Source organism: Methylobacterium sp. TK26 (assembly GCF_055361565.1).
This window is the reverse complement of sequence record NZ_CM143965.1, coordinates 206,254-229,977: the sequence shown is the minus strand read 5'-3', so window position 1 is coordinate 229,977 and position 23,724 is coordinate 206,254. Positions and strand designations below refer to the sequence as shown.

Annotated in this window: 23 protein-coding genes; 14 read left to right on the top strand and 9 right to left on the bottom strand. The window is 68.8% G+C overall.

Annotation, left to right across the window (positions count from 1 at the left end):
* Positions 1 to 41: 41 nt before the first annotated feature.
* A complete protein-coding gene (gene hemH, locus ACXJ1Y_RS01100; protein ID WP_463848356.1) occupies positions 42 to 1,124 on the bottom strand; it encodes a ferrochelatase in 1,083 nt (360 codons plus the stop codon).
* A 194-nt stretch (positions 1,125 to 1,318) separates the two neighbouring features.
* Here hemH and ACXJ1Y_RS01095 point away from each other — a divergent pair, with 194 nt between their 5' ends.
* Positions 1,319 to 2,008, top strand: coding sequence for a uracil-DNA glycosylase (locus ACXJ1Y_RS01095; protein WP_463848355.1), 690 nt, complete (start codon positions 1,319 to 1,321; stop codon positions 2,006 to 2,008).
* Between the two features lie 3 nt (positions 2,009 to 2,011).
* Here the strand turns inward: ACXJ1Y_RS01095 and ACXJ1Y_RS01090 are convergent, their stop codons facing one another.
* Complete coding sequence (locus ACXJ1Y_RS01090) at positions 2,012 to 2,362, bottom strand: hypothetical protein (protein ID WP_463850006.1); 351 nt, start codon at positions 2,360 to 2,362, stop codon at positions 2,012 to 2,014.
* 339 nt (positions 2,363 to 2,701) lie between these two features.
* Here ACXJ1Y_RS01090 and ACXJ1Y_RS01085 point away from each other — a divergent pair, with 339 nt between their 5' ends.
* From ACXJ1Y_RS01085 to ACXJ1Y_RS01070, 4 genes are all read left to right on the top strand, one after another.
* Complete coding sequence (locus ACXJ1Y_RS01085; protein ID WP_463848354.1) at positions 2,702 to 3,124, top strand: AMP-dependent synthetase; 423 nt, start codon at positions 2,702 to 2,704, stop codon at positions 3,122 to 3,124.
* Positions 3,125 to 3,165: 41 nt separating this feature from the next.
* Positions 3,166 to 3,948 (top strand): enoyl-CoA hydratase, encoded by a 783-nt coding sequence (locus tag ACXJ1Y_RS01080; protein ID WP_463848353.1) that lies wholly within the window; start codon positions 3,166 to 3,168, stop codon positions 3,946 to 3,948.
* 93 nt (positions 3,949 to 4,041) lie between these two features.
* Entirely contained in the window at positions 4,042 to 4,320 is a 279-nt protein-coding gene (locus ACXJ1Y_RS01075) for a hypothetical protein (protein ID WP_463848352.1), read from the top strand.
* Positions 4,321 to 4,396: 76 nt separating this feature from the next.
* Complete coding sequence (locus ACXJ1Y_RS01070) at positions 4,397 to 5,833, top strand: phospholipase D-like domain-containing protein (protein ID WP_463848351.1); 1,437 nt, start codon at positions 4,397 to 4,399, stop codon at positions 5,831 to 5,833.
* Here ACXJ1Y_RS01070 and ACXJ1Y_RS01065 read toward each other — a convergent pair.
* Positions 5,751 to 6,530 carry an endonuclease/exonuclease/phosphatase family protein gene (locus ACXJ1Y_RS01065; RefSeq protein WP_463848350.1) on the bottom strand — a complete coding sequence of 260 codons (780 nt, stop codon included), beginning with the start codon at positions 6,528 to 6,530 and terminating at the stop codon, positions 5,751 to 5,753. The two genes, ACXJ1Y_RS01070 and ACXJ1Y_RS01065, sit on opposite strands and share 83 nt — an antisense overlap.
* 296 nt (positions 6,531 to 6,826) lie before the next feature.
* Between ACXJ1Y_RS01065 and ACXJ1Y_RS01060 the strand changes: the two genes are divergently transcribed.
* Positions 6,827 to 7,612 (top strand): lytic murein transglycosylase, encoded by a 786-nt coding sequence (locus ACXJ1Y_RS01060; protein WP_463850005.1) that lies wholly within the window; start codon positions 6,827 to 6,829, stop codon positions 7,610 to 7,612.
* A gap of 56 nt (positions 7,613 to 7,668) precedes the next feature.
* Here ACXJ1Y_RS01060 and ACXJ1Y_RS01055 read toward each other — a convergent pair whose 3' ends face one another.
* Positions 7,669 to 9,039 carry an MFS family transporter gene (locus tag ACXJ1Y_RS01055; protein WP_463848349.1) on the bottom strand — a complete coding sequence of 457 codons (1,371 nt, stop codon included), beginning with the start codon at positions 9,037 to 9,039 and terminating at the stop codon, positions 7,669 to 7,671.
* Positions 9,040 to 9,265: 226 nt separating this feature from the next.
* Between ACXJ1Y_RS01055 and ACXJ1Y_RS01050 the strand changes: the two genes are divergently transcribed.
* A complete protein-coding gene (locus tag ACXJ1Y_RS01050) occupies positions 9,266 to 10,075 on the top strand; it encodes a DUF1236 domain-containing protein (protein ID WP_463848348.1) in 810 nt (269 codons plus the stop codon).
* Positions 10,076 to 10,087: 12 nt separating this feature from the next.
* Here the strand turns inward: ACXJ1Y_RS01050 and hrcA are convergent, their stop codons facing one another.
* Positions 10,088 to 11,143 carry a heat-inducible transcriptional repressor HrcA gene (gene hrcA / locus ACXJ1Y_RS01045; protein WP_463848347.1) on the bottom strand — a complete coding sequence of 352 codons (1,056 nt, stop codon included), beginning with the start codon at positions 11,141 to 11,143 and terminating at the stop codon, positions 10,088 to 10,090.
* Positions 11,144 to 11,305: 162 nt separating this feature from the next.
* Here hrcA and rph point away from each other — a divergent pair, with 162 nt between their 5' ends.
* Genes rph through hemW form a run of 3 tightly spaced genes read left to right on the top strand, consistent with a single transcriptional unit; the run spans position 11,306 to position 13,823 of the window.
* Positions 11,306 to 12,019 (top strand): ribonuclease PH, encoded by a 714-nt coding sequence (gene rph, locus ACXJ1Y_RS01040; RefSeq protein ID WP_463848346.1) that lies wholly within the window; start codon positions 11,306 to 11,308, stop codon positions 12,017 to 12,019.
* Positions 12,016 to 12,651, top strand: coding sequence for an RdgB/HAM1 family non-canonical purine NTP pyrophosphatase (rdgB, locus tag ACXJ1Y_RS01035; protein WP_463848345.1), 636 nt, complete (start codon positions 12,016 to 12,018; stop codon positions 12,649 to 12,651). The genes rph and rdgB overlap by 4 nt, the downstream gene beginning before the upstream one ends.
* Positions 12,648 to 13,823 (top strand): radical SAM family heme chaperone HemW, encoded by a 1,176-nt coding sequence (hemW, locus tag ACXJ1Y_RS01030; RefSeq protein WP_463848344.1) that lies wholly within the window; start codon positions 12,648 to 12,650, stop codon positions 13,821 to 13,823. The genes rdgB and hemW overlap by 4 nt, the downstream gene beginning before the upstream one ends.
* A 10-nt stretch (positions 13,824 to 13,833) precedes the next feature.
* Here the strand turns inward: hemW and ACXJ1Y_RS01025 are convergent, their stop codons facing one another.
* Entirely contained in the window at positions 13,834 to 14,775 is a 942-nt protein-coding gene (locus ACXJ1Y_RS01025) for a L,D-transpeptidase (protein ID WP_463848343.1), read from the bottom strand.
* Between the two features lie 435 nt (positions 14,776 to 15,210).
* On the opposite strand from ACXJ1Y_RS01025, the gene ACXJ1Y_RS01020 reads away from it, so the two are divergent.
* The 4 genes from ACXJ1Y_RS01020 (at position 15,211) to ACXJ1Y_RS01005 (ending at position 20,021) form a co-directional block, all read left to right on the top strand.
* Complete coding sequence (locus ACXJ1Y_RS01020; protein ID WP_463848342.1) at positions 15,211 to 16,458, top strand: MFS transporter; 1,248 nt, start codon at positions 15,211 to 15,213, stop codon at positions 16,456 to 16,458.
* 207 nt (positions 16,459 to 16,665) lie between these two features.
* Entirely contained in the window at positions 16,666 to 17,958 is a 1,293-nt protein-coding gene (locus ACXJ1Y_RS01015) for an MFS transporter (protein WP_463848341.1), read from the top strand.
* A gap of 19 nt (positions 17,959 to 17,977) precedes the next feature.
* A complete protein-coding gene (locus tag ACXJ1Y_RS01010; RefSeq protein WP_463850004.1) occupies positions 17,978 to 19,186 on the top strand; it encodes a CaiB/BaiF CoA transferase family protein in 1,209 nt (402 codons plus the stop codon).
* Between the two features lie 22 nt (positions 19,187 to 19,208).
* Positions 19,209 to 20,021 carry an enoyl-CoA hydratase/isomerase family protein gene (locus ACXJ1Y_RS01005; protein ID WP_463848340.1) on the top strand — a complete coding sequence of 271 codons (813 nt, stop codon included), beginning with the start codon at positions 19,209 to 19,211 and terminating at the stop codon, positions 20,019 to 20,021.
* A gap of 33 nt (positions 20,022 to 20,054) precedes the next feature.
* Here the strand turns inward: ACXJ1Y_RS01005 and xoxJ are convergent, their stop codons facing one another.
* From xoxJ to xoxF1, 3 genes are all read right to left on the bottom strand, one after another.
* On the bottom strand, positions 20,055 to 20,900 hold the full coding sequence (gene xoxJ / locus ACXJ1Y_RS01000) for a rare earth element methanol dehydrogenase accessory protein XoxJ (RefSeq protein ID WP_463848339.1): 846 nt from the start codon (positions 20,898 to 20,900) through the stop codon (positions 20,055 to 20,057).
* Positions 20,900 to 21,508: a c-type cytochrome, methanol metabolism-related gene (locus ACXJ1Y_RS00995; protein ID WP_463848338.1), complete on the bottom strand. Its 609-nt coding sequence runs from the start codon at positions 21,506 to 21,508 to the stop codon at positions 20,900 to 20,902. The genes xoxJ and ACXJ1Y_RS00995 overlap by 1 nt, the downstream gene beginning before the upstream one ends.
* Before the next feature lie 131 nt (positions 21,509 to 21,639).
* Positions 21,640 to 23,445 carry a lanthanide-dependent methanol dehydrogenase XoxF1 gene (gene xoxF1 / locus ACXJ1Y_RS00990; protein ID WP_463848337.1) on the bottom strand — a complete coding sequence of 602 codons (1,806 nt, stop codon included), beginning with the start codon at positions 23,443 to 23,445 and terminating at the stop codon, positions 21,640 to 21,642.
* Between the last annotated feature and the right edge of the window lie 279 nt (positions 23,446 to 23,724).

Here is a 23,724-nt window from a genome sequence, read left to right as displayed (position 1 = left end):
AGCAAGCGCAACCGGCGCGGTCGATGTCGATTAAGTGGTCGTCACAGCCAGCCCTGCAATTCCCGGCGGACGACGTGCTCGATCACGCGCATGCCGAGATCGGTGTCGTTGAGGCAGGGGATGTAGGCGAATTGCTCGCCCCCGTTCTCCTCGAAATAATGGCGGTTCTCGCCGTCGAGTTCTTCCAGGGTCTCGAGGCAGTCGGCGGTGAAGCCCGGCGCCACGATGGCCATGCGCTTCACGCCGGACTTGGCGAGTTCCATCACCGTCTCGTCGGTATACGGCTTCAGCCATTCCTCGTTGCCGAAGCGGGACTGGAACGTCACCCGCATCTTGTCCGGTGAAAGACCCAGTGCCTCGCGGATGAGCCGGCCGGTCTTGTGGCACTGGCAATGATAGGGGTCGCCCTTCAGCAGGTAGCTGCGCGGCACCCCGTGGAACGAAGTGAGGATCACCTCCGGCTCGAAATCGAGCTTGGCCAGACCCTCGCGGATCGATTGCGCCATGGCTTCGATATAGACGGAATCGTCGTGATAAGGCGGCGAGACGCGCACCGTCGGCTGCCAGCGCATGTCCATCAGGGCGCGGAACGCCTGATCGCAGGCGGTGGCCGAGGTCGCCGCCGCGTATTGCGGATAGAGCGGCACCAGCAGGATACGGTCGCAGCCCTGGTCGAGCAGCGCCTGGATGCGGCCCGCCACCTCCGGCTTGCCGTAGCGCATCGCCCAATCGACCACGACGCTGTCGCCCATCGCCGCCTGGAGCTTGTCGCTCTGGCCGCGGGTGATGGTCTTGAGCGGCCCCTCGTTCAGGTCGTTGTTCCAGACGCTGGCGTAGTCCTTCCCCTTCGGGCCCGGCCGCTTCGACAGGATGATGAGGTTGAGCAGCGGCCACCAGATCAGGCGCGGCACCTCGATGACCCGGCGGTCGGACAGGAACTCCTTCAGGTACCGGCGCATCGGCCAGTAGGACGTACCCTCGGGCGTGCCGAGATTCATCAGCAGAACGCCGACGCGGCCCCAGCGGACCTGCGGATGGTCGCCCGGCAGGCCGCGCGTCCCGTTCTCGCGGGCGGGGACGGGCCGGTTGTTGGCGAGCGCGGCTGGTTCGATACGTTCGTTCATCAGAGCGTTCCGGCGCCCTGGCGCCGATTCCCTTTCGAAGCTGAGTTCGGACCCGCAGGGCGGGAAGTCGCCCCTATGTAGGTCGCCGGGCGGCTCCGGCGAAGGCACCCTTGCTGCGGTGCCGCGTACATACCGGTATAGAGACGCGGCACGCGGCGGCAAATGCCGCTCCGGCTTAGGATCTCCACAGTCCGATGACCGACCGGCCCGTCGCCGCCGCCCTCGCTGCGTTCCGCGCGAGCGGTTCCCCCTGGCTCGCCCTCCCTTTCTTCCGCGACGGCGCGGCCGACAGGGTGGCGCAGACGATCGATGGACGCATCGCCGCAGGGGCGCAGGTGCTGCCCGCCCCCGGCGACATCTTCCGGGCGCTGCGCGAGACGCCGCTGCCGTCCGTGAAGGCGGTCATCCTCGGGCAGGACCCCTACCCGACGCCGGGCGACGCCAACGGGCTCGCGTTTTCCTATGTGGGCAAGAGCCGGCTGCCCGCCTCCCTGAAGGTCATCCTCGCCGAGGCGGGCTCGCCCCGCGAGGCGGGGGGCGATCTCACGCCCTGGGCGCGGCAGGGAGTGCTGCTCCTCAACAGCGCGCTCACCGTCGAGGCCGGCAAGGCTGGGGCGCATCTGCGTTCGGGCTGGGCGGCGCTCACCGACGAGGCGGTGGCGGCGGTCGCCGCGCGCGACGAGCCCGCCGTGTTCCTCCTGTGGGGGGCGCAGGCCCGGGCCCGCGCCGGGCTGATCGATGCGGCACGCCACGCGATCATCGAGAGCGGGCATCCCTCGCCCCTCAACCGGGCGCGGGACTTCCCCGGTTCCAATCCGTTCGGCCGGGCCAACGCATGGCTCGCCGAACGGGGCTTGGCGCCGATCGACTGGCGGCTCGGCTGAGGGCTACTGCGCGGGCTTGGCCGGCTGCGCGGGCTTGGCCGGCTCCGGGGCTTTCGGCACCTCGGCGGAGGGCTGCAGCACGTTCTTGGCGATGTTGCCCTCCGGCCCGTATTCGCCGGCCACGGCGAGGCACGCGCCGTCGCGGTTCATCTGCATCTGGTTCGACATCAGCGTGAAGATCGTCTGGACGCGGTTGCCGAAGGGGCCGCCGGGCTGGACGTCGGCGACGCGGGTGTTCTGCTTGGCGAGCAGGGCTTCGAACTCGGGGGCGCCGATTCGGTAGCCGCAGACATTGGACGCCGCGAAGATGTAGGCGGCGAATTCGAGGGCGCGCGGCGAGGGCGCGTTGCGCATCTCGGCCTGTGCCGGGCCGCAGAGCAGCAGGGCCGCAGCGAGCGGGGCGAAATGGCGGGTCAAGGACGTCCTCCGGTGTGTCGCGGCCTCGTCGAGCGGGCCGCTTCCGAGGGCATCAGATAGACGTTCAGGCCTCGTCCGCCAGGGCGGAATTTCTGCGTAATCTTCATCCCGCGTTGGCCATGAGCCGCTTTGCGCCGACGAACCGCCCGGTTCCGGCCGGATTTGCTGCACCCGAGAGGGCCAAGATCAGGAAGTCTTAACCGGGACGCGCGAACCCGGAATGGTTCAGCCAATGAACAGGCCGGTTTTCACCGCATGCTCGGCGCAAGACACAGCGTGACCCACCCCGCCTCCCTGGAGAAGCCGGCGTTGCTGCGCCCGGCTCCCGTGGAGGAGAACCCCTCGCCGTTCGTGCCCGGCGCCTGCGCCAAGTGGGCTCGGGCCGAGGGCATCGGCTTCGGCGACCTCGCCGTGCTGATGGTGGCCGACCCCCTCGAGGCGGCGGCGCTCCGGCAGGGCTTCGCCTGGGTCGGCGCCCGGACGAAGGACCTCGACCCGGCGATCGGCGAACACGAACTCGCCCTCGTCCTCTCGGGCGCGAGCCTCGCTATCGTGGACAGCGCCCTCGCGCCGAACTACGCGCGGGCGCTCGGCCGGCTCGACCGCCTGCCGCCCCTGTGGTGGAACGGCCCCGGCGCCGATTTCGCCCGGCTCGACCACGCCCTGGCGGAGCATGCCGAGCCCGGCCGGGTGTGCTAGATCCGTCTCCTTAGGGCCGCAGAGCCCGAAGGGAGACGCCGTTGACCGCTGCTGAGCCCGTCCTTCTCCGGCACGATGCGGAGGGGATCGCCACCCTCGTGTTGAACCGCCCGGCGGCGCGCAACGCCCTGTCGCTGGCGCTGATGACCGCCCTGCAGGACGCCCTCGACGCGATCCGCGCCGACGATTCGGTGCGGGTGGTGGTCCTCAAGGCCGCCGGGCCCGCCTTCTGCGCCGGGCACGATCTGCGCGAGATGCGCGCCGATTCCTCGCCCGAGACGACGGACCACCTCTTCCGAACCTGCGCCCGGCTGATGACGAGCCTCGTGCGCCTGCCGAAGCCGGTCATCGCGCAGGTCCACGGCATCGCCACGGCGGCGGGCTGCCAGCTCGTCGCCTCCTGCGATCTCGCGATTTGCTCCGAGGAGGCGCGCTTCGCCACGCCGGGCGTGCAGATCGGCCTGTTCTGCTCGACGCCGATGGTCGCCCTTTCGCGGGTGGTGCCACGCAAGGCGGCGATGGAAATGCTCCTGCTTGGCGAGCCGGTCGACGCCGCCGAGGCCCTGCGCATCGGCCTCGTGAACCGCGTGGTGCCCGCCGACCGTCTGGACGCCTCCGTCGCCGACATGGCGGGACGCATCGCCGCCAAGGCGCGCAAGGTGCTCGCCATCGGCAAGGAGGCCTTCGCGCGGCAGGGCGAGATGAGTCTCGACGAGGCCTACGCCTACACCGCGCAGGTGATGACACGGAACATGGCGATGGCCGACGCACAGGAAGGCATCGACGCCTTCCTGCAGAAGCGGGCGCCCGTCTGGGAGGGGTGATCCGCCGCGCCTCCCGGGTGGTAGGCGGCGCGGGCGCCCTGCCCTAGTCTGTCCCTTGTCCCGCAGCGGCGGGCCGCCGGTGCGGGACGGGCGATGACAGCCACCACCGACTTGATCGGCCTGACCCTGGCCTTCTACGGGTCGATGCCGCCCCCGCGCCCTCCCCGGCCCGAGCGCGACGGCCCGACCTGGGCGGCGGCGCTCCTCATCGGCGGCGTCTGCCTCGCCACCGTGATGCCGATGATCACGATCTGGACCTTCCACAGGCCGCTCGAAGCGGCGAAGACGCGCTGCCTCCATGCGGGCGGGCGCATCGTCTACGGCGCCCTCGACGGCAGCGAGTTCCGCTGCGATCCACCGTCCAGGCACTGAGAAGGCGCAGAGGACGGGCAGACTTGCGCCGAGGCTGGGTTATATCGCCCGCAGGCTTCAGCCGCATGGGATGCCAGTGGACCAGGTCGTCTATCGTTGGATCAACTCGACAGCTTTGCTGCGGGCGGACGTGGAGGCGCTGGTCGGCATCTGCCTCGCCATCGCGGTGACGGTGCATGCGCTGCTGCGCAAGCGGCGCGTGAGCGTGGCCGTGGGGTGGATCGGGCTGGCGTGGCTCTCGCCGATCTTCGGATCGGCCCTCTACCTGCTGCTCGGCATCAACCGCGTGTATCGCCGGGCGCGCAAGATGCGCGGGCGGCCCTCCGAGGCGGTGCCGCCGCCGGACGCGGACGACGCCGTCGTGCCGGAGACCCTGTGGCCCCTGGACCGGGCGATCCGGCGCATCACCGGGGCGCCCGCGCTCATCGGCAACCGGGTGCGGATGTTCCGCAACGGCGACGAGGCCTACCCGGAGATGCTGGCGGCGATCCGCGACGCGCGGGCGAGCGTCGCCATGACGAGCTACATCTTCCGCGATGATGCCACCGGCCGCGAATTCTGCGAGGCCCTGGCGCAGGCCAAGGGACGGGGCGTCGAGGTGCGGGTCATCATCGACGGGATCGGTGGCGGCTATTTCCGGACGCCGGCCTACAAGCGCCTGCACGCGGCCGGCGTGCCCGCCGCCCTGTTCATGCATTCCGCCCTGCCCTGGCGGATGCCGTTCCTCAACCTGCGCAACCACAAGAAGCTCTTGATCCTCGACGGGACGGTCGCCTTCACGGGCGGGCTCAACATCGCCGCCGCCAATCGCGTCGGGACGAAGCCCCGGCATCCGATCCGCGACATCCATTTCCGGTTCGAGGGGCCGGTGGTGGACCAGCTCGTCACGGCCTTCACGGCGGACTGGGCCTTCGCCGACGGCGAGAGCCTCGACGGGCCGCCCTGGCTCGTGGAGGCGCCCGCGGTCGGCGATTGCGTCGCCCGCGTGGTGACGTCGGGGCCCGATGCCGACGTGCAGAAGGTCGAGCAGGTGGTGATCCAGGCGCTGAACTGCGCCCGCCGTCGGGTGCGGATCGCTACGCCGTACTTCCTGCCGGACGAACTCGTGACCGGCGCCCTCATCCAGGCCGCGACGCGGGGGATCTCCGTCGAGGTGGTGATCCCGGCGGTCAGCGATCACCGCTTCATCGATTGGGCGATGCGCGCCCATCTCGACGTGCTGATCCGGGCGGGCGTGCGGGTCTATCTCGACCGCGATCCGTTCGACCACGCCAAGGCGATGGTGGTCGATGACGTGTGGTGCTTCGTCGGCAGCGCCAACTGGGACATGCGTAGCTTCCGCCTGAACTTCGAACTGAACGTCGAGGTGATCGACGCCGACCTCGCCGGGCAGATCGACGCGCTGATCCAGGCGAAGATGGACCTGCCGCTCACCGAGAAGGATCTCGCAGACCGATTCTTGCCCGTGCGCTTGCGCGACGCAGGCGTTCGGCTGCTGCTGCCATACCTCTGAGCGGCGCGGGCGAATCCGGCTCTGGGCAGAGATGCACGACGATGGGCCGGTGGTCCGAGGGGCCGCGCGGCAGCACCGCGCTCTCCCGGCATACGAGCCCCCGGGCGATGCAGCGGTCGAGGCGCAGGGGCAGTACCTCGATCATCGAATGGGTCGGCCGCCGGGGGCCGATGTCGCGGAACCCCGGCACCATGGCCGGGCCGACGATGTTGTAATCGCCCAGAACCGCCGCGCGGGGCGGAAGGCCCATCACGATCCGCCGCAACTGCCGCCGGTTCAGCATCTGCCCGTGGGAAAGGTGGACGTTGGCCACGCCGAACGTGCCGAGATCGAGCACTTGGCACACCCGGTGCACCACGGCGCCGGAGGGCAGCGTCACCGTGCGCGGCGGGCTCGGGAACGGGGTCGGGCTCCACATGGCGAGCCCGTGGATGCGCCCCGGCAGCGGCGCCCAGGCATAATGGCCACCGACGCGCTCCTTCAGGAAGCCGATGGCCCGCGTGGCCTCCTGCATCAGCAGCAGATCGGGCGATTCCTGCTCGATCAGGGCGATAACGTCCTCGATGGCCGCCCCCACCCGCCGCAGGAGATTCCAGCTGACGATCTTGAAGGCCGGCGCCGGGGTGTCGAGGCCGGCTGGCGTCACGAGCTGCGCGCCCGCCAGTTCCGGTGCATCCGCAAGGGTGGGTTTCGTCATCGCCCCCGACCGTTTCGCATTCGCCGGCCTCCCCGCCGCCTCGCTCAAACGCTTCGCGTTCCGCTCGGTTCGACCGGCGCCGCGAGGGCCTTGGCGCGAGATCCTGGCTCCCGTGAGGCCGGAAGCGTCTCGGAAACCACGCTGCCATCACTTCTGTCGCGGAAGGGGGGAATCCGCACGTCTTGGGGCCGTCCCCGCGTGCGCCAACCTTCGCGATATGCTTTAGACCGCAACGATATTGCCGGGCGGACCATTCGCCCCGGCCGGGATTTCAGGAGTTCCACGTGGCTGCACGCATGCGTCACTTCAGCCTCGCCGTCGCGGCGCTCAGCCTGCTCGGCGGCGCCCTCACCGAGGCGCAGGCCGCCCAGTGCGGCAACAATTCGGCCGGGTTCGAGACCTGGAAGCGCGAGTTCATCGCCGAGAACCGGGGCCGCGCCAGCGCCGAAAGCCTCGATGCCCTCGCCGGCACCAGCTATTCCACCGCCACCATCTCGGCCGACCGGGGGCAGCACAGCTTCAAGCTCTCCCTCGACCAGTTCATGGCCAAGCGCGGCGCCACGACCATTGTGAAGCGCGGCCGCGCCCTGAAGCGCACCAACGCCGCCCTGTTCGATTCCATCGAGCAGCGCTACGGCGTGCCGCCGGGCCCGCTGCTGGCGATCTGGGGCATGGAGACCGGCTTCGGCGCCGTGAAGGGCAACGTGAATACGCTCTCGGCCGTCGCGACCCTCGCCTACGATTGCCGCCGCTCGGAATACTTCACCGATCAGCTCCGCGCCGCCCTCACCCTGATCGACCGGGGCATCATCTCGGCCGGCACCCGCGGCGCCGCCCACGGCGAGATCGGCCACACCCAGTTCCTGCCGAAGAACGTGCTGAACTACGGCACCGGCGGCGACCTCAACAATGTCGGCGCGGCGCTCTCCTCCACGGCGAACTTCCTGAAGGCGCATGGCTGGCAGCGCGGCGCCGGCTACCAGCCGGGCGAGCCGAACTTCGCGGCCCTCCAGGGCTGGAACGCCGCCCAGGTCTACGAGAAGGCCATCGCCATCATCGGCAAGCAGATCGATCAGGACTGAGGTCCGGTCCTCGACAAGCGAAAGGGGGCGGGCCGCGAGGCCCGCCCCTTTTTCGTTCAGGCGGCGGCGAGGCCCGCCTTCTTCTTCTTCTTGCCCAGCGCCTCTTCCACCGTGCCCGCGCCATCGAGATAGCCGTGAACCTTCGGGTTCGGCATGATGAGCGAGGCGATGAAGGCGATCGCCAGCATGATCGTCACGTACCAGAAGAAGGTCGTCTCGATCCCCGCATCCTTGAACCACAGCGCCACGTATTCGGCGGTGCCGCCGAACATCGCGTTGGCGAGGGCGTAGGACAGGCCGACGCCCAGCGCCCGGACGTTGGTCGGGAACAGCTCCGCTTTCACGATGCCGCTGATGCCCGTGTAGAACGAGATCACCGACAGGCCGAGGGTGATCATCGCGAAGGCGAGGTAGGGGTCCTTGTTGGTGTGCAGGAACGACATGATCGGCACCACCATCAGCATGCCGAGGCCGCTGTAGAGGATCATGTTGGCCTTGCGGCCGATCTTGTCCGACAGAGCGCCGAAGATCGGCTGGATCAGCATGTAGACCAGCAGAACCCAGGTCATGACCTGTGAGGCCGATGTCTTCGGCATGCCGGCGGTGTTGACGAGATACTTCTGCATGTACGTCGTGAAGGTGTAGAAGCTCAGGCTGCCACCGGCCGTGTAGGCCAGGACGACGCAGAACGCCCGCCAGTGCTTGAACAGCTCGCTGAAGGTGCCGGCATTCTCCTTGTCGCCGGCTTCCTTGGTCTCGGCCAGCGAGCGCCGGAGGTAGAGCGCCACGACCGCGAGGCCCGCGCCGATGAAGAACGGGATGCGCCAGCCATAGGCCGTCAGTTCCGCGCTCGTCATGACGGCCTGCAGGCCGACCAGCACCAGGGAGGCGAGCAGCTGCCCGCCGATCAGCGTGACGTACTGGAACGAGGCGAAGAACCCGCGCCGCCCCTTGATCGCGACCTCGCTCATATAGGTGGCCGACGTGCCGTACTCGCCGCCGACCGAGAGGCCCTGGAGCATCCGCGCCAGCAGCAGCAGGACCGGCGCCAGGGTGCCTACGGTGTCGTAAGTCGGCAGGATGCCGATCAGCAGCGAGCCGAAGCACATCATCAGCACGGAGATGACCATCGAGGTCCGCCGGCCCACCCGGTCGCCGATGCGCCCGAACAGCCAGCCGCCCACCGGGCGCATGAAGAAGCCCACCGCGAAGATGCCTGCCGTCTGCAGGAGCTGGCTGGTGGAATCGCCCTTCGGGAAGAAGGCCGGGGCGAAGTAGAGGGCGAAGAAGGCGTAGCAGTAGAAGTCGTACCACTCGACCAGATTGCCCGAGGAGGAGCCGACGATCGCCATGATGCGGCGGCGCCGGTCGGCGGCATCGTGGACCTCCGACGTGATGTTGATACGGTCAACGGGAGGTGCGGACATGGCGTCTCCGGGACTCGCTGGGCCGACACTGCGCCGGCTTCTCTGGCGTGCGCGGACGTTACAGCCCCAACCCCTGCCCGCAAGACTTCCTCACGTTCGCGTGTGCGAGACGCGGCGGCTTGTCACCAGCCTTGGACGAACGATGCCGGAACGGTTTCGATTCCGTCCCCGTTCCGGCCCGGGTCGAGCGTCCGGAGGGCGCGCCCTCTGGGACGGTGGACGGCACATGAACAGGATTCTTCGCAGCACGGTGGCCGCGGCGGTCATCATGGCGGGCGCGACGACGGCCTTCGCCCAGGGCGGACCCGGTGGCGGGGCCGGAGGGGGCGGTGGTGCTGGCGCGGGCGGCGCCGGGGGCGCGGCGGCCGGTCCGGGCGGCGGTGGCGGCCCGGGTGGCGGCGCGAGCGGCGGCCCCGGTGCGGGTGGACCGGGCGCGGCGGGTCCGGGTGGCGCGGGCGGCGGTGCCGGGATGCGCGGCGGTGAAGGCGGCGGGCGCGGCCCGGCGGCCGGCGGCGGCGCGGAACGCGGCGGTCCCGGTGAGCGTGGTGGCCCCGGCGAGCGCGGCGAGCGCGGCGAGCGCGGAGAGCGCGGAGAGCGCGGTGGCCCCGGCGAGCGTGGAGAGCGCGGCGAGCGTGGCGGACCCGGCGAGCGCAACGGTGCGGCCGAGCGCGGCGGTCCCGATGGCCGGAACGGTCCGGGTGCGGCCGGCGAGCGGCGCGGTGCCGAGCGGGGGCCGGGCGCCCGTGGCGGTCGTGATGGCGGTGCGGTGCGCGGCGGGTATTCCCGCCTCGATACCGGGCGGCGCACGGAGTTCCGCCAGTCGATCCTGCGGGGCGGCATCTCGCGCCTCGACAGCGTGAACTTCGCGCTGAGCGTCGGCACGGCGATCCCGCGTTCGGTGCGGCTGCACCGCCTGCCGCCGGCCATCGTCGAGCTGGTGCCGGATTACGAGGGCTACGACTTCATCCTCGTGCGCGACGACATCGTCATCATCGATCCCGACACCTACGAGATCGTGGACGTGATCCCCGCCTGAGCGGGCGAACGATCACCGCCCGCCGTCGAGAAGCTTCGAGACGACGCGGGCGGTGTAATCCACCATCGGCACGATGCGGGCATAGTTCAGCCGCGTCGGGCCGATGACGCCGACCACGCCGACGATCTTCTGCGACCCGTCGCGGAACGGCGCCGCGATGAGCGAGGAGCCCGAGAGCGAGAACAATTTGTTTTCGGAGCCGATGAAGATCCGCACCCCCTCCCCCTGCTCGGCGCGGGCGAGGAGGTCGATCACGTCCTTCTGCGTCTCGAGATCGTTGAACAGCAGCCGGATGCGCTCCAGGTCTTCGGCCGCGCGCAGGTCGTCCAGCAGGTTGGCTTGCCCGCGCACGATGAGCTGCCGCGCCTCCGAGGGCCCGACCGGGGTCGCGAGGCCCGCATCCACCAGCCGCTCGGTGAGTTCGTCCAGCTCTCGCTTCTTCGCGAGGCGCCCCACCTCGATCTCCGCGCGCAGCACGCCGAGGGTTCGCCCTGCGAGACGGGCGTTGAGGTAGTTCGTCGCCTCCTGCAGGGCTCCGGCCGGCAGGCCGGGGGGCAGGTCGAGCAGGCGGTTCTCGACGGTGCCGTCGTCCGAGACCAGCACCACCAGGGCGCGGGCGGGGTCGAGCCGCACGAACTCGATATGCTTCAGGCTCGCATTGGCCTTCGTGGTGAGCACCACGCCGGCCCCCCGCGACACGCCCGACAGCAGGCTCGACGCCTCCGTCAGCGCCGATTCGAAGGTGTGGCGCGAGGCGACCGCCCGCATCTGGCCCTCGATCCGGTCCTTCTCGTCCTGCCCGACATCGCCCAGTTCGAGCATGGCATCCACGAAGAAGCGCAGGCCCTGCTCGGTGGGCAGGCGCCCCGCCGAGGTGTGGGGCGCGAAGATCAGCCCGGAATGCTCCAGATCCGCCATCACGTTGCGGATCGAGGCGGCGGAGAGCGCCATCGGCAGGATGCGCGCGAGGTTGCGCGAGCCCACCGGCTCTCCCGTCGTCAGGTAGCTCTCGACGATCTGCCGGAAGATCTCCCTGGCGCGCTCGTTGAGGGCAGACAGGGCCTGCATCGATTGATTTTGTGAAATGTCGAAGCTCTGATGTGTCACGGTCGCCGGATCCTGACTCCCGATCATGTCTGCCCTGGGCTCGCGGATCAATCCGCTGCTTGCTCGTCGGGGCCGTGCAGCCTATGAGCCCGGCCCGCACTTCTCGCAATGAAAGGGTGTCGCATGCGGCCATCCAACCGTGCCGCCGACGCGATGCGGCCCGTAACCCTCGAACGCGCCGTGGCGCGCTACGCCGAGGGCTCCTGCCTCATCAGCTTCGGCAACACCAAGGTGCTGTGCACGGCCTCCCTGGAGGAGCGCGCCCCGCCGTGGCTGCGCGGCTCCGGCAAGGGCTGGGTCACGGCCGAATACGCGATGCTGCCGAGAGCGACCCATGAGCGCACCCGCCGCGAAGTGAATTCCGGCAAGCCCTCCGGCCGCACGCAGGAGATCCAGCGCCTGATCGGCCGCTCGCTCCGCGCCGTCACGAACCTCTCGGCCATCGGCGAGAAGCAGGTGACGGTGGATTGCGACGTGATCCAGGCCGATGGCGGCACCCGCACCGCCGCCATCACCGGCGCCTGGGTGGCCCTGCACGATTGCTTCGCCTGGATGCGCACCCGCTCGATCATCTCCGTCGATCCGCTGCGCGATCACGTCGCCGCCGTATCCTGCGGCATCTACAGGGGGATGCCGGTCCTCGACCTCGAATACGAGGAGGATTCGGCCGCCGACACGGACGCGAACTTCGTGCTGACCGGCAAGGGCGGCATCGTGGAGGTGCAGGGCACCGCCGAGGCCGAGCCCTTCACGGAGGCGCAGCTTCTGGAATTGCTCCGCCTCGCCCGCCTCGGCACCGAGCGCCTCGTCGCGCTGCAGAAGGAGGCCATCGCGTGAGGCGCCGCCTGACCGGCAAGGTGGTGATCGCCACCCACAACGCGGGCAAGCTCGTGGAGATGCGCGAGCTTCTGGCGCCCTTCGGCATCGAGGCCGTTTCGGCGGGCGAACTCGGCCTGCCCGAGCCCGATGAGACCGGGACGATGTTCGCCGAGAACGCGGCGATCAAGGCCCATGCGGCGACCAAGGCCACAGGCCTGCCGGCCTTCGCCGACGATTCCGGCCTCTGCGTCGATGCGCTGGACGGCGCGCCGGGCATCTTCTCCGCCCGCTGGGCCGGGCCGACCAAGGACTTCTCCGGCGCCATGGCCCGGATCTTCTCCGAACTCGACACGCGCGGCGCCGCGAATCGTAAGGCACATTTCGTGTCGGCCCTCGTCCTGGCGTGGCCCGATGGCCATACCGAGCTGTTCGAGGGCCGGGTGTTCGGCGACCTCGTGGAGCCGCGCGGCACGGCCGGCTTCGGCTACGATCCGCTGTTCCGGCCGGAGGGCCATGAGCGGACCTTCGGCGAGATGAGCGCCGAGGAGAAGCACGGCGTCGATTGGCAATCGGGCAAGGGCTTGTCCCACCGGGCGCGGGCCTTCGTGGACCTCGCCCGCGAATGCCTCGCCCCGACGGAGCGGACTTGACCGCCGCGATCCCGGACCACCCCACCCGCGATGCGGGGTTCGGGGTGTACCTGCACTGGCCCTTCTGCGCGGCGAAGTGCCCGTATTGCGACTTCAACAGCCACGTCCGCCATGCCGGCGTCGATGAAGCCCGTTTCCTCGCGGCCTTCCGCGCGGAGATGGCCCATGTCGCCGCCCGCGTGCCGGGGCGGGAGGTCACGAGCATCTTCCTCGGCGGCGGCACGCCCTCTCTGATGAAGCCGGAGACCGTGGCGGGGCTGCTCGATGCCATCGCCGGGCATTGGCGCGTCGCGCCGGGGGCCGAAGTGACGCTGGAGGCCAACCCGTCGAGCGTCGAGGCCGGGCGCTTCCGGGGCTACCGGACGGCGGGGGTGAACCGCGTTTCCCTCGGCGTGCAGGCGCTGGACGATGCCTCGCTGAAGACCCTCGGCCGCCTGCACAACGCGCAGGAAGCCTTCGCCGCGATCAAGGTGGCGCAGACCACCTTCACGCGGACCTCCTTCGACCTGATCTATGCGCGGCCGAACCAGAGCCCGGCGGCGTGGCGCGCCGAACTGTCCGAGGCCATCGCGCGGGCGGCGGAGCACCTGTCGCTCTACCAGCTCACCATCGAGCCCGGCACGCCGTTCTACGGCCTCGCCGCCGCCGGCAAGCTGGTGACGCCCGACGAGGACGTGTCCCGCGCCCTCTACGACGTGACGCAGGAGGTCTGCGAGGCGGCGGGCCTGCCGGCCTACGAGATCTCGAACCACGCCCGGCCCGGCGCCGAGGCGCGGCACAACCTGCTCTATTGGCGCTACGGCGAATATGCCGGGATCGGGCCCGGCGCCCATGGGCGCCTCGTGACGCCGGAGGGGCGCATCGGCACCGTCACCGAGCGCGGCCCCGAAGCGTGGCTCGCCCGTGTCGAGGCGGACGGCCACGGAATCGCGGAGACCGAACACCTCGCGGCCCCGGCCCAGGCCGACGAATTCCTCGTGATGGGCCTGCGCCTGTCGGAGGGGATCGACCCCGCCCGCTACGCCGCCCTCGGCGGGCGGCCCATCGACCCCGCGCGAATCGCCGCTCTGGTCGGCGACGGCTTGCTCACCGCCAAGCCCGACGGCCGCATCGCCGCGACCGCCGCCGGGGCTCCGGTGCTCAACGCGCTGGTCGCCGACCTCGCGCGCTGAGCAAGCGCGATCAGTTCAGCACCACCACCTTCGAGCCGACGTTGACGCGGCTGAACAGGTCGATGGCGTCCTGGTTGATCATGCGGATGCAGCCCGAGGACACGCTCTTGCCGATGGAGAAGGGCTCCAGCGTGCCATGGATGCGGAACAGCGTGTCCTTGTTGCCCTGCCAGAGATACATGGCGCGGGCGCCGAGCGGGTTGCGCAGGCCGCCGGAGACGCCGAGCCCGCTCTGGAGCTTGTCGACCTCGCTCGCCAGCTTCGGGCTGCGGGCGATCATCTCCTTCGGCGGGTACCAATCCGGCCACGCCTGCTTCGAGTTGACGGTGGCCGTGCCCGACCACGAGAAGCCCTGCTTGCCCACGCCGACGCCGTAGCGGCGGGCACGGCCGCCCTCCTGCACCAGGGTCAGCTGGTGGGCGCGCGGGTCCACGATGATCGTGCCCGGCTCGTAGGGGCCGTTATAGGCGATCTCCTGGCGGAGGTAGGCCGGGCTCATCTTCTTGTAGTCGAAGGCGCGGACGGGATACACGTCGTCCTCGATCGGGCCGTAGGCCTTCGCGTAGTCGATCGGGCCGTTGTCGGGCGTGCGCAGCACGGCCTTGGCCTTCGCGGCCTCGATTGGCGAGAGCGCCGGATCGCCGGACGCCTCCGGCTGGACCAGGGCGGCCTGCCGGGAGGCCGGCGGCTGCATCGCCGGGGCCGGAGCCGGGGCGAGCGCCGGCACGGCGGCGGCGGCCTGACGGTCGAGGACCGCGCGGCCGAACTCGACGCGGCCGGAATACGGAACGTAGCGGTCGCCTCGCTTCAGGTAGTAGGCGCCATTCTGGTCCTGGAAGAGCCGGTCGGCATCGGGATCGGCGAGAGCGGTGCGGGTTTGCGCCAGGGCGGGCGCGGCCGCCGCGCAGACGGCGAGGCCGGCGAGGAGCAGAAGGCGAATCGGGGCGGACATCGTGGGTCTTCCTGAAAGACGAAGGCGCATCACGGACGGAGTCGGCCGCGCGTCATCCGGTCAAGCTTCAACGAGATCTACAAAAGCCGCCAGGCGCCGCCAAGCGCGGCCATGCCATACCGGACCCGCGTATGACTTGCCGCCGGGCTTTCCGCGAGGCTGTTGCACGCATGCAGCAAGTTAATCCCATCAATTGCGACTGAATTTGCTCACGCGCCCGTTTGCGCGTCACCCCTGCCTCGTTGCGCGGCACAGCTTGGAGTCGCACCCCAATACGCCGTCCGAGGCGGCTGGCACAGCTCCTGCATGACCCACCCTGCCGGCTTAGGCGCGGCACGCGGAGCAACGGCGCTCCGCAGAGCGGACGGTGTGAGTCCGGATCCCCGGCATGTGCGGCCGCGTCGCGGCTCGCAAACTCTGACGAGCACCTCACCCATGGCGAGCTTCAAGACCGTGATGAAGTCGGGCCACCCCCCGACATTGTTTGCCGCTTTCCTCTACTTCGATTTCTGCTTCGCGATCTGGGTTCTGAACGGCGCGATGGGCCCGTTCATCACCGAAACCTACAAGCTCACCCCGGCGCAGACCGGCTTCATGATCTCCCTGCCGATCCTGGCCGGCGCGATCATGCGCTTCCCGCTCGGCGTGCTGGCCCAGTATATCGGCCGGAAGAACGCCGCGATCACCGAAATGGGTGTCATCGTCCTGGCGATGGCCTACGGCTTCTTCGCGGTCTCCTCCTACAACGACGTCCTCGCCATGGGCGTGCTGCTCGGCATTGCCGGCGCGTCGTTCGGCGTGGCGCTGTCGCTGGGCTCGGGCTGGTTCCCGCCGGAGCACAAGGGCCTCGCCATGGGCATCGCGGGAGCCGGCAATTCCGGCACCGTGCTCGCGGTGCTGTTCGCCCCGCCGCTGGCGCAGATGTACGGCTGGCAGGCCGTCTACGGCTTCGCGGGCGTCGTGATGCTCATCCCCCTGGTGGTGATGATCATCCTCGCGAAGGAGCCGCCGGACCTGCACGGCCAGTCCTTCAAGGAGCACGTCTCCTGCCTGTTCACGAAGGACGGCTGGGCCTTCTCGCTGATCTACGTCATCACCTTCGGCGGCTTCATCGGCCTGTCGAACTTCCTGCCGACCTTCTTCTACGAGCAGTTCTCGGTGACGAAGGTCGAGGCCGGGCGTCTCACGATGCTCGCGGCGCTGATGGGCTCGGGCATCCGCATCGTCGGCGGCTACTTCGCCGACAAGCTCGGCGGCGTGGCGGTACTCTCGGTGGTGCTGCTTGCGGCGGTGGCGGCCTTCCTGGCGCTGACGGCGAACCCGTCGCTCGCCATGACGACCATCCTGTTCATGTTCTGCTTCGCCGCTTTGGGCGCGGGGAACGGCGCGCTGTTCCAGCTCGTGCCCCTGCGCTGGCCGAACAACACGGCCGTGGCCGGCTCGATGATCGGCGAGGTCGGTGCCCTCGGCGGCGCGATCCTGCCGAACGTCATGGGTCTGTCGAAGCAATATACCGGGCACTTCGCCACCGGCTTCGTCATCTACGCCGTCTTCGCGGCGGTGGTGCTCGGCTGCCTCGCCCTGTGGCAGCGCAACTGGGTGGGCTCCTGGGTCGGCCCGCGCGGCAAGGCGCTCTCGGCCCCGGCCGAAGAGACCACCAAGCTCCGGCCCGCCACGGCCTGAACAGCGTCAACATCACCACGAGGACGGGGGCCGCACGGCCCCCGTTCGCTTTTGGGGGCCATGAGCGCTTTATGATCATAGGCTGTTGCCAAAGGCGCCAAGACCGGATTGAATAACGTATTAATCGAAGTGTCAGGCCGCGAGGCCGAGGCACCGTGCGGGCACGAGGGGCAGCAAGCTCCCGGCGCCGCCAGGGAGGGGAAGGCGATGATGAAGCGCGTGAGCGCCACCAATGGCGTGCTCGGCCTGCTCTGCCTGATGTATTTCATCACCTACCTCGACAGGGTGAACCTGGCGACGGCCGGCACGGTGATGATGCACGACCTCGGCATGTCGAAGACCGAGTTCGGGCTGATGCTCTCCGCCTTCGCCTATCCCTACGCGATCTTCCAGGTCATCGGCGGCTCGGTGGGCGACAAGTTCGGCGCCCGGCGGACCCTGATGATCTGCGGCATCATCTGGGCGATCGCGACAATCCTCACCGGCTTTGTCGGCGGCCTCGTGAGCCTGTTCCTCGCCCGCGTGCTCCTCGGCTTCGGCGAGGGCGCGACGTTCCCCACCGCCACCCGCGCCATGCAGAACTGGACGGCGCCGGGCAAGCGCGGCTTCGCGCAGGGCATCACCCACGCCTTCGCGCGGTTCGGCAATGCCGTCGCCCCGCCCATCGTCGCCTTCCTGATCTACCATTTCGGCTGGCGCGTGAGCTTCTTCGTCCTCGGCGGCGTGAGCCTCGTCTGGGTGGTGATCTGGTATCTCTACTTCCGCGACGATCCCTCGGACCATCCGGACATCACCCAGGCCGAGCTGGACACCCTGCCCGCGCCGCGCGTGGTCGGTGTCCGCCAGAGCGTGCCGTGGGGCGCCCTCACCCGGCGGATGCTGCCGGTGTCGATCACCTATTTCTGCTACGGCTGGACCCTGTGGCTGTTCCTCGGCTGGCTGCCGACCTTCTTCAAGGAGAGCTACGGGCTCGACTTGAAGAACTCGGCCCTGTTCGCCTCCGGCGTATTCTTTGCCGGCGTGGTCGGCGACACGGTCGGCGGTATCGCCAGCGACAAGATCGGCCACGTCACCGGGAACGTGAAGCTCGCCCGCCTGTCGGTGATCGTCATCGGTTTCCTCGGCGCGGCGGCGAGCCTGACCGGCGTGTTCTTCACCCGCGACCTCACCTACGTCGCCCTGCTGCTCTCCTCCGGCTTCTTCTTCGCCGAACTGGTGATCGGCCCGATCTGGTCGGTGCCCATGGACATCGCGCCGAAATATGCCGGCACGGCGAGCGGCCTGATGAACACCGGCTCAGCGCTGGCCGCCATCGTGTCCCCGATCGTGTTCGGCTTCATCGTGGATCGCACGGGAAGCTGGACGCTGCCCTTCATCGGCTCCATCGGCCTCTGCCTGCTGGGCGCGGCCCTGGCCTTCACGATGCATCCCGAGCGCGAGTTCGTGGATCCCCCGGTCGAGCCCACCGGGCGGGTCGCCAGCGTCCCTGCGGGAGAGTGATCCGATGGCCGTCGCGACGATGGAGCGGCACGGGCCGCTCGCCGGGATGCGGGTGATCGAGCTCGCGCATATCATGGCCGGGCCGGTCTGCGGGCTGATGCTCGCGGACATGGGCGCGGAGGTCATCAAGGTCGAAAAGCTCGACGGTGACGACACCCGCCGCACGGTCCCGCCGGCCCTGGACGGCGAGAGCGCCGCCTACATGATGATGAACCGGGGTAAGCGCGGCCTCAGCCTCGATCTCAAGACGCCTGAGGGCGTCGCCGTCCTGCGGCGGCTCCTCGGGAATGCCGATGCGCTGATTGAGAATTACCGCGCGGGCACGATGGAGCGCCTCGGACTCGGCTACGAGAGCCTGCGCCAGGATTTCCCCGGCCTCGTCTATTGCTCGCTGTCCGGCTTCGGCCGCAGCGGCCCCTATGCCGACCGGGCGGGGTTCGACCTCGTGGCCCAGGGCATGAGCGGCCTCATGTCCGTGACCGGCGAAGGGCCGGGCCGTCCGCCAATGAAGTGCGGGCCGCCCGTCACCGACATCACCGCCGGCATCCTCGCCGCGATGGGCGTGATCGCCGCCTATACGCGCCGGCTCAAGACCGGTCAGGGCCAGGTGGTGGACACCTCGCTGTTCGAGGCGGGCATCACGCACACCTACTGGCAATCGGCCATCGCCATGGCGACCGGTACGGCGCCAGGCCCGATGGGTTCGGCCCACCCGCTGAACGCGCCCTACGAGGCGTTCGAGACGGCCGATGGCTGGATCACCATCGGCGCGGCCAACCAGACCAATTGGCTGCGGATGCTGAAGGCGGTCGGTATGGAAACCCTCGCGGAGGATCCCCGCTTCGCCCTGAACCGCGACCGGATGGCCAATCGCGAGACTTTGGCCGCAACCCTGGCCCCCGCCTTCCGCGAGCGCAGTTCGGGAGACTGGCTCGCCCGCCTCGAAGCCGAGGGCGTACCGGCCGGGCCGGTGCTCGACGTGAACGCCATGCACCGCGATCCGCAGACATTGGCCCGCGAGATGGTGGTGGAGGTCGAGCATGCCCGCGTCGGGCGGATGAAGACCCTCGGCCTGCCGGTGAAGTTCTCGGAGACGCCCGGCCGCGTCCACGGGCCGGCGCCGCTCCTCGGCCAGCATTCCCGTGCCATCCTGGCGGAAGCGGGCTACGATGATGCCGCGATCGACGACCTGATCGCCCGCGGCATCGTGCGCGAAACCCTCGCCTGATCCCGGCTGCGCGGAGGCCCCGATGAACGCTCACGCCCCGACCGACGAGTTGCTGTTCACCAAGGACGAGGCCGGCATCGCCCGCATCGTCCTGAACCGGCCCCAGGCCCGCAACGCCCTCACCTTCGCGATGTATCGCGGGCTGATCGCCTGCTGCGAGGACATCGCGGCGGACCCGTCCGTGAAGGCGCTCATCATCACCGGCGCGGGCGAGAAGGCCTTCGCCGCCGGCACCGACATCGCGCAGTTCCGCAGCTTCGCGACGGCGGAGGATGCGCTCGGCTACGAGCGCTTCATGGATCAGGTGCTCGGCGGCCTGGAGCGGCTGCGCGTGCCGACCATCGCGGCCATCGCCGGGGCCTGCACGGGCGGCGGCGCCGCCATCGCGGCGGCCTGCGACCTGCGGATCGCCACCCGCGACGCGCGGTTCGGTTTCCCCATCGCCCGGACGCTGGGCAATTGCCTCAGCCAGGGCAACCTCAAGCGGTTGTCGAACCTGATCGGCCCGGCGCGGGTGAAGGACATCATCTTCACCGCCCGCCTCGTCGGCGCGGACGAAGCCCTCGCGATCGGCCTCGTCGGCGAAGTCGTGGACGATCTGCACGCGCTCAACGAGCGTGCCGAAGCCCTCGCGACCCTGCTCACCGGCCACGCGCCGCTGACGATGCAGGCCACGAAGGAAGGGCTGCGCCGCCTCGCGGAGGAAGAAGCCGGCGCCGAGGGCGAGGCACGGCCGGGCGATGACCTGATCCTCATGTGCTACATGAGCCAGGATTTCCGCGAGGGGATGGAAGCCTTCCTGGGCAAGCGCGCGCCGGATTGGAAGGGGCGGTAGCGCCCCCTCCCCTGCGCGGCGCGGAGGGCGAACTCAGCGCTCGCCCGGCGTGATCAGCTTGTTCTCGTCCTGGTCGAGAAGCGGCACGTCGTAGTCACGCAGAACCTTCTCGATATCCGCGCTGCGCTTGCGCAGGGCGGTGTTGAGGGCGCGCTTCCAGTCGTTCTCGCCGAGACGCACACCCATGGCGATCCGGTAGGCCATCGGCGGGCGCTCCGGCTCCTTCAGCAGGGGCGTGACCGTCATCTCAATGCCGCTCTGCTTCGCGAGCCAGCCGGCGGCCGGACCCCACAGAACGGCGGCGTCGATGTCCTTGGCCGCGAGATCCGCGATCACCTCGGCCGAGACGGTCTGGAATTTCCGCTTGGGATCCAAGGCGTAGGGCGAGTACGCCTTCATGGCCGAGACGAGCCCGAGGTCGCCCATGCGGTTCACGGGCGGCGTACCGGCGATGACGCCGATCTTCTTGCCCTTCAGGCGCGGGTCGTCCAGCGCGGTGGCGCCGTCGAACTCACCCTTGCGGGTCACGAGGGTGTAGGTGGAGCGGTAATAGGGGTTCGTCGTCTGGACGAGGTCGCTGCCGAAGGCTTGCCCGATCACCACATCGCACAGGCCGGTGCCGAGGGTGTTGCGGACGAAGCCCGGACCCTGGGTCAGCCAGTAGTAGCGGACCTTGACCTTCAACTCGTCCGCGATGATCGCGGCGATCTTGTTCTCGAAGCCGTCTTCCTGGCGCTCGGAGAACGGCATGTTGCCGGGGTCGCCGCAGACGCGGAGCACGTCGGTCGTGACGGTGTCCGGCAGATGCTGTGCGACGGCCCCCTGCGCCACCGTCATCGACAGGGCGCAGAGGATCGCAAGCTGGGGGGCACGGGCCATTAGAAGCCCATGCACTCCTTCTCGGCCTTCTTGGCTGCCGGGGGCTTGTCCTCGTGGTCGCTCGGCCGGATACGGCCGATGGCACCTGCGGCGCGAGCCTTCAGGTAGACGTAGAGGTCGTCCGAGTAGCACATGACGTTCTTGTTGTCGCCGAAGGCCGGCATGACCTTCTGTTCGGCGGCATTGATGTCCTGCTTGCCGCCGACCAGGATGCCGATGAACTCCTCATAGGAGAGGTGCTTCAGCGAATCCTTGAGCGCGGGGGCGTAGGTCGAACCCATGCCATCCGGGCCGTGGCAGACGTGGCACTCGGCGTGATAGCGGCGGTAGCCGGAGTAGCTGTACCAGTCGAGCTTCTTACCGTTGTCGGTGATGTGGAAGGTCGGGTGGCCGTCGGCGTCGATGTACTTACCATCGTCGACCTTGACCGCGGCGTCCTTCTTCAGAAGCTCCGGCTCGCTTTCAGCCGTCTTGTCGTCCTTGTTGATCGAGTTGGCGAGTGCCGGATCCGGCTTGGCATCCTCAGCATGTACGGCGACCGCAGAGACGGTCGCTAGGGCGAGGGCGGCCAGTACCGGCCGCGTGATGAAAGTGCTGAGGTGCAGCAACGTGCGCTTCTCCCTGAATGAGGTCTTTCCGTCTCCCTTCGAGCAGAGACCTCTTGAACCACTTCTAATCAAAAGGATGCCGGCGCGGAAGCCCGCGCCGGCACCGATGTTTAGATGTTCACTGCGGCCGATTAGTTCGGCAGAGCGAAGACGGTCAGCTGGCCGCCGAGGTTGGTGTACTGCGACAGAGCCGCGTAGCCACCCACCGCGCCGAGGCCGGCGTTCGGGTCAGTCAGGCCGGCCGCGAGGCCGATGCCAGCCCAGCCGCCGACGCCCGAGAGGACGCCCACGTACTGCTTGCCCTTGTGCTGGTAGGTCATCACGTTGCCGATGATGCCCGACGGAGTCTTGAACTTCCAGAGCTCCTTACCGGACTTGTCGTCGACAGCCTTGATGTAGCCTTCCAGGGTTCCGTAGAACACCACGTCACCGGCGGTGGCGAGAGCACCCGACCACACCGAGAACTGCTCGGGGTTCGACCACTTGATCTTACCGTTCACGCCGTCCCAAGCGATGAAGTTACCCATGCCGCCGTGGGAATTCGGAGCCGGGTACATCGAGAGGGTCGCACCGACGTAGGGCTGGCCCGGGGTGTAGGTCACCCGGAACGGCTCGTAGTCCATGCAGACGTGGTTGGTGGGCACGTAGAACAGGTTGGTCTTCGGCGAGAAGGCAGCGGGCTGCTGGTCCTTGGTGCCGAGGGCCGCCGGGCAGATGCCCTTGGAGTTCACGTCCTCACCGTTCTGCTCGGTCGAGTACTTCGCCACGACGAGCGGACGGCCGTAGGTCTTGGAGCCCTTGTCCATGTCGACCTTCGAAGCCCAGTTCACCACCGGGTCGAACTTCTCGGCGACCAGGAGGGCGCCGGTGTCGCGGTTCAGCGTGTAGCCGAAGCCGTTACGGTCGAAGTGGGTCAGGAGCGGCTGATCCTTGCCGTCGATCTTCTGATCCGTGAGGATCATCTCGTTGATGCCGTCGAAGTCCCACTCGTCGTGGGGGGTCATCTGGTAGACCCACTTGGCGACACCGGTATCCGGGTTACGCGCCCAAATGGTCATGGACCACTTGTTGTCGCCCGGACGCTGCTTCGGGTTCCAGGTCGAGGGGTTGCCCGAGCCGTAGTACACGAGGTTCAGCTTGGGATCGTAGGAGAACCAACCCCAGGTGCAGCCGCCGCCGGTCTTCCACTGATCGCCTTCCCAGGTCTTCAGCGAAGAGTCCTTGCCGACGGGCTTGCCGAGCTCGGTGGTCTTCTCGGGGTCGACCAGGATCTGGTCATCCGGGCCTTCCGAGAAGCCGCGCCAGGCCAGCTTGCCGGTCTTCAGATCGTAGGCGGTGACGTGGCACTGCACGCCGAACTCGCCGCCGGAGATGCCGACGATGACCTTGTCCTTCACCGGAAGGACGGTGGCGGTGTTGGTCGCGCCCTTGGACGGGTCGCCGTTCTTGACGGACCAGTTCACCTTGCCGGTCTTGGCGTCGAGCGAGACGACGGTGGTGTCGGCCTGGTGGAGGATGATGGTGCCGTCGGCGTAGGCGAGACCACGGTTGACCGTGTCACAGCACATGACCGGGATCACGGACGGATCCTGCTTCGGCTCGTACTTCCAGATGATCTTGGCGTCGTGGTCCAGATCCAGGGCGTACACGATGTTCGGGAACGGCGTGTGCACGTACATGATGTTGCCGACGACGAGCGGAGCGCCCTCGTGGCCGCGCAGGACGCCGGTCGAGAACGTCCAGGCGACCTGGAGGTTCTTCACGTTGTCCTTGGTGATCTGGTCGAGCTTCGAGAAGCGCGTGTTCGCATAGTCGACCGTCTGCAGGACCTGCTCAGCAGGGTTGGCAATGCCCTTCAGAACGCTTTCGTTGGCAAGCGCCGGCGTGGCGACGGCCGCAACGCCTGCCCCCAGGGCAAGGAGATGTACCGCTCTCATGGATTCCTCCGACAAGTCATTAGTAAGTCTCCGAGCATGCCACGGGGGCAATGCCAGAAGAACTGCAACCTGACTCTTTCGCGACAGGGATAGAGCCTCGATAGCGGGCGAGTGGGTGACGGAGATCTTTATCAGATCTCCGGCCAGAGGCTGCCCATCCCCTTAGGCGGCCTCCTCGAAACCGAAGCTGAGACGGACCTTAAGAGATTTTTGAGCGCCGTCAACACGGAGTTTGGGGCCGGTTCGCCCGGTGAGGCCGCGGATGGTTTCATAGATGTG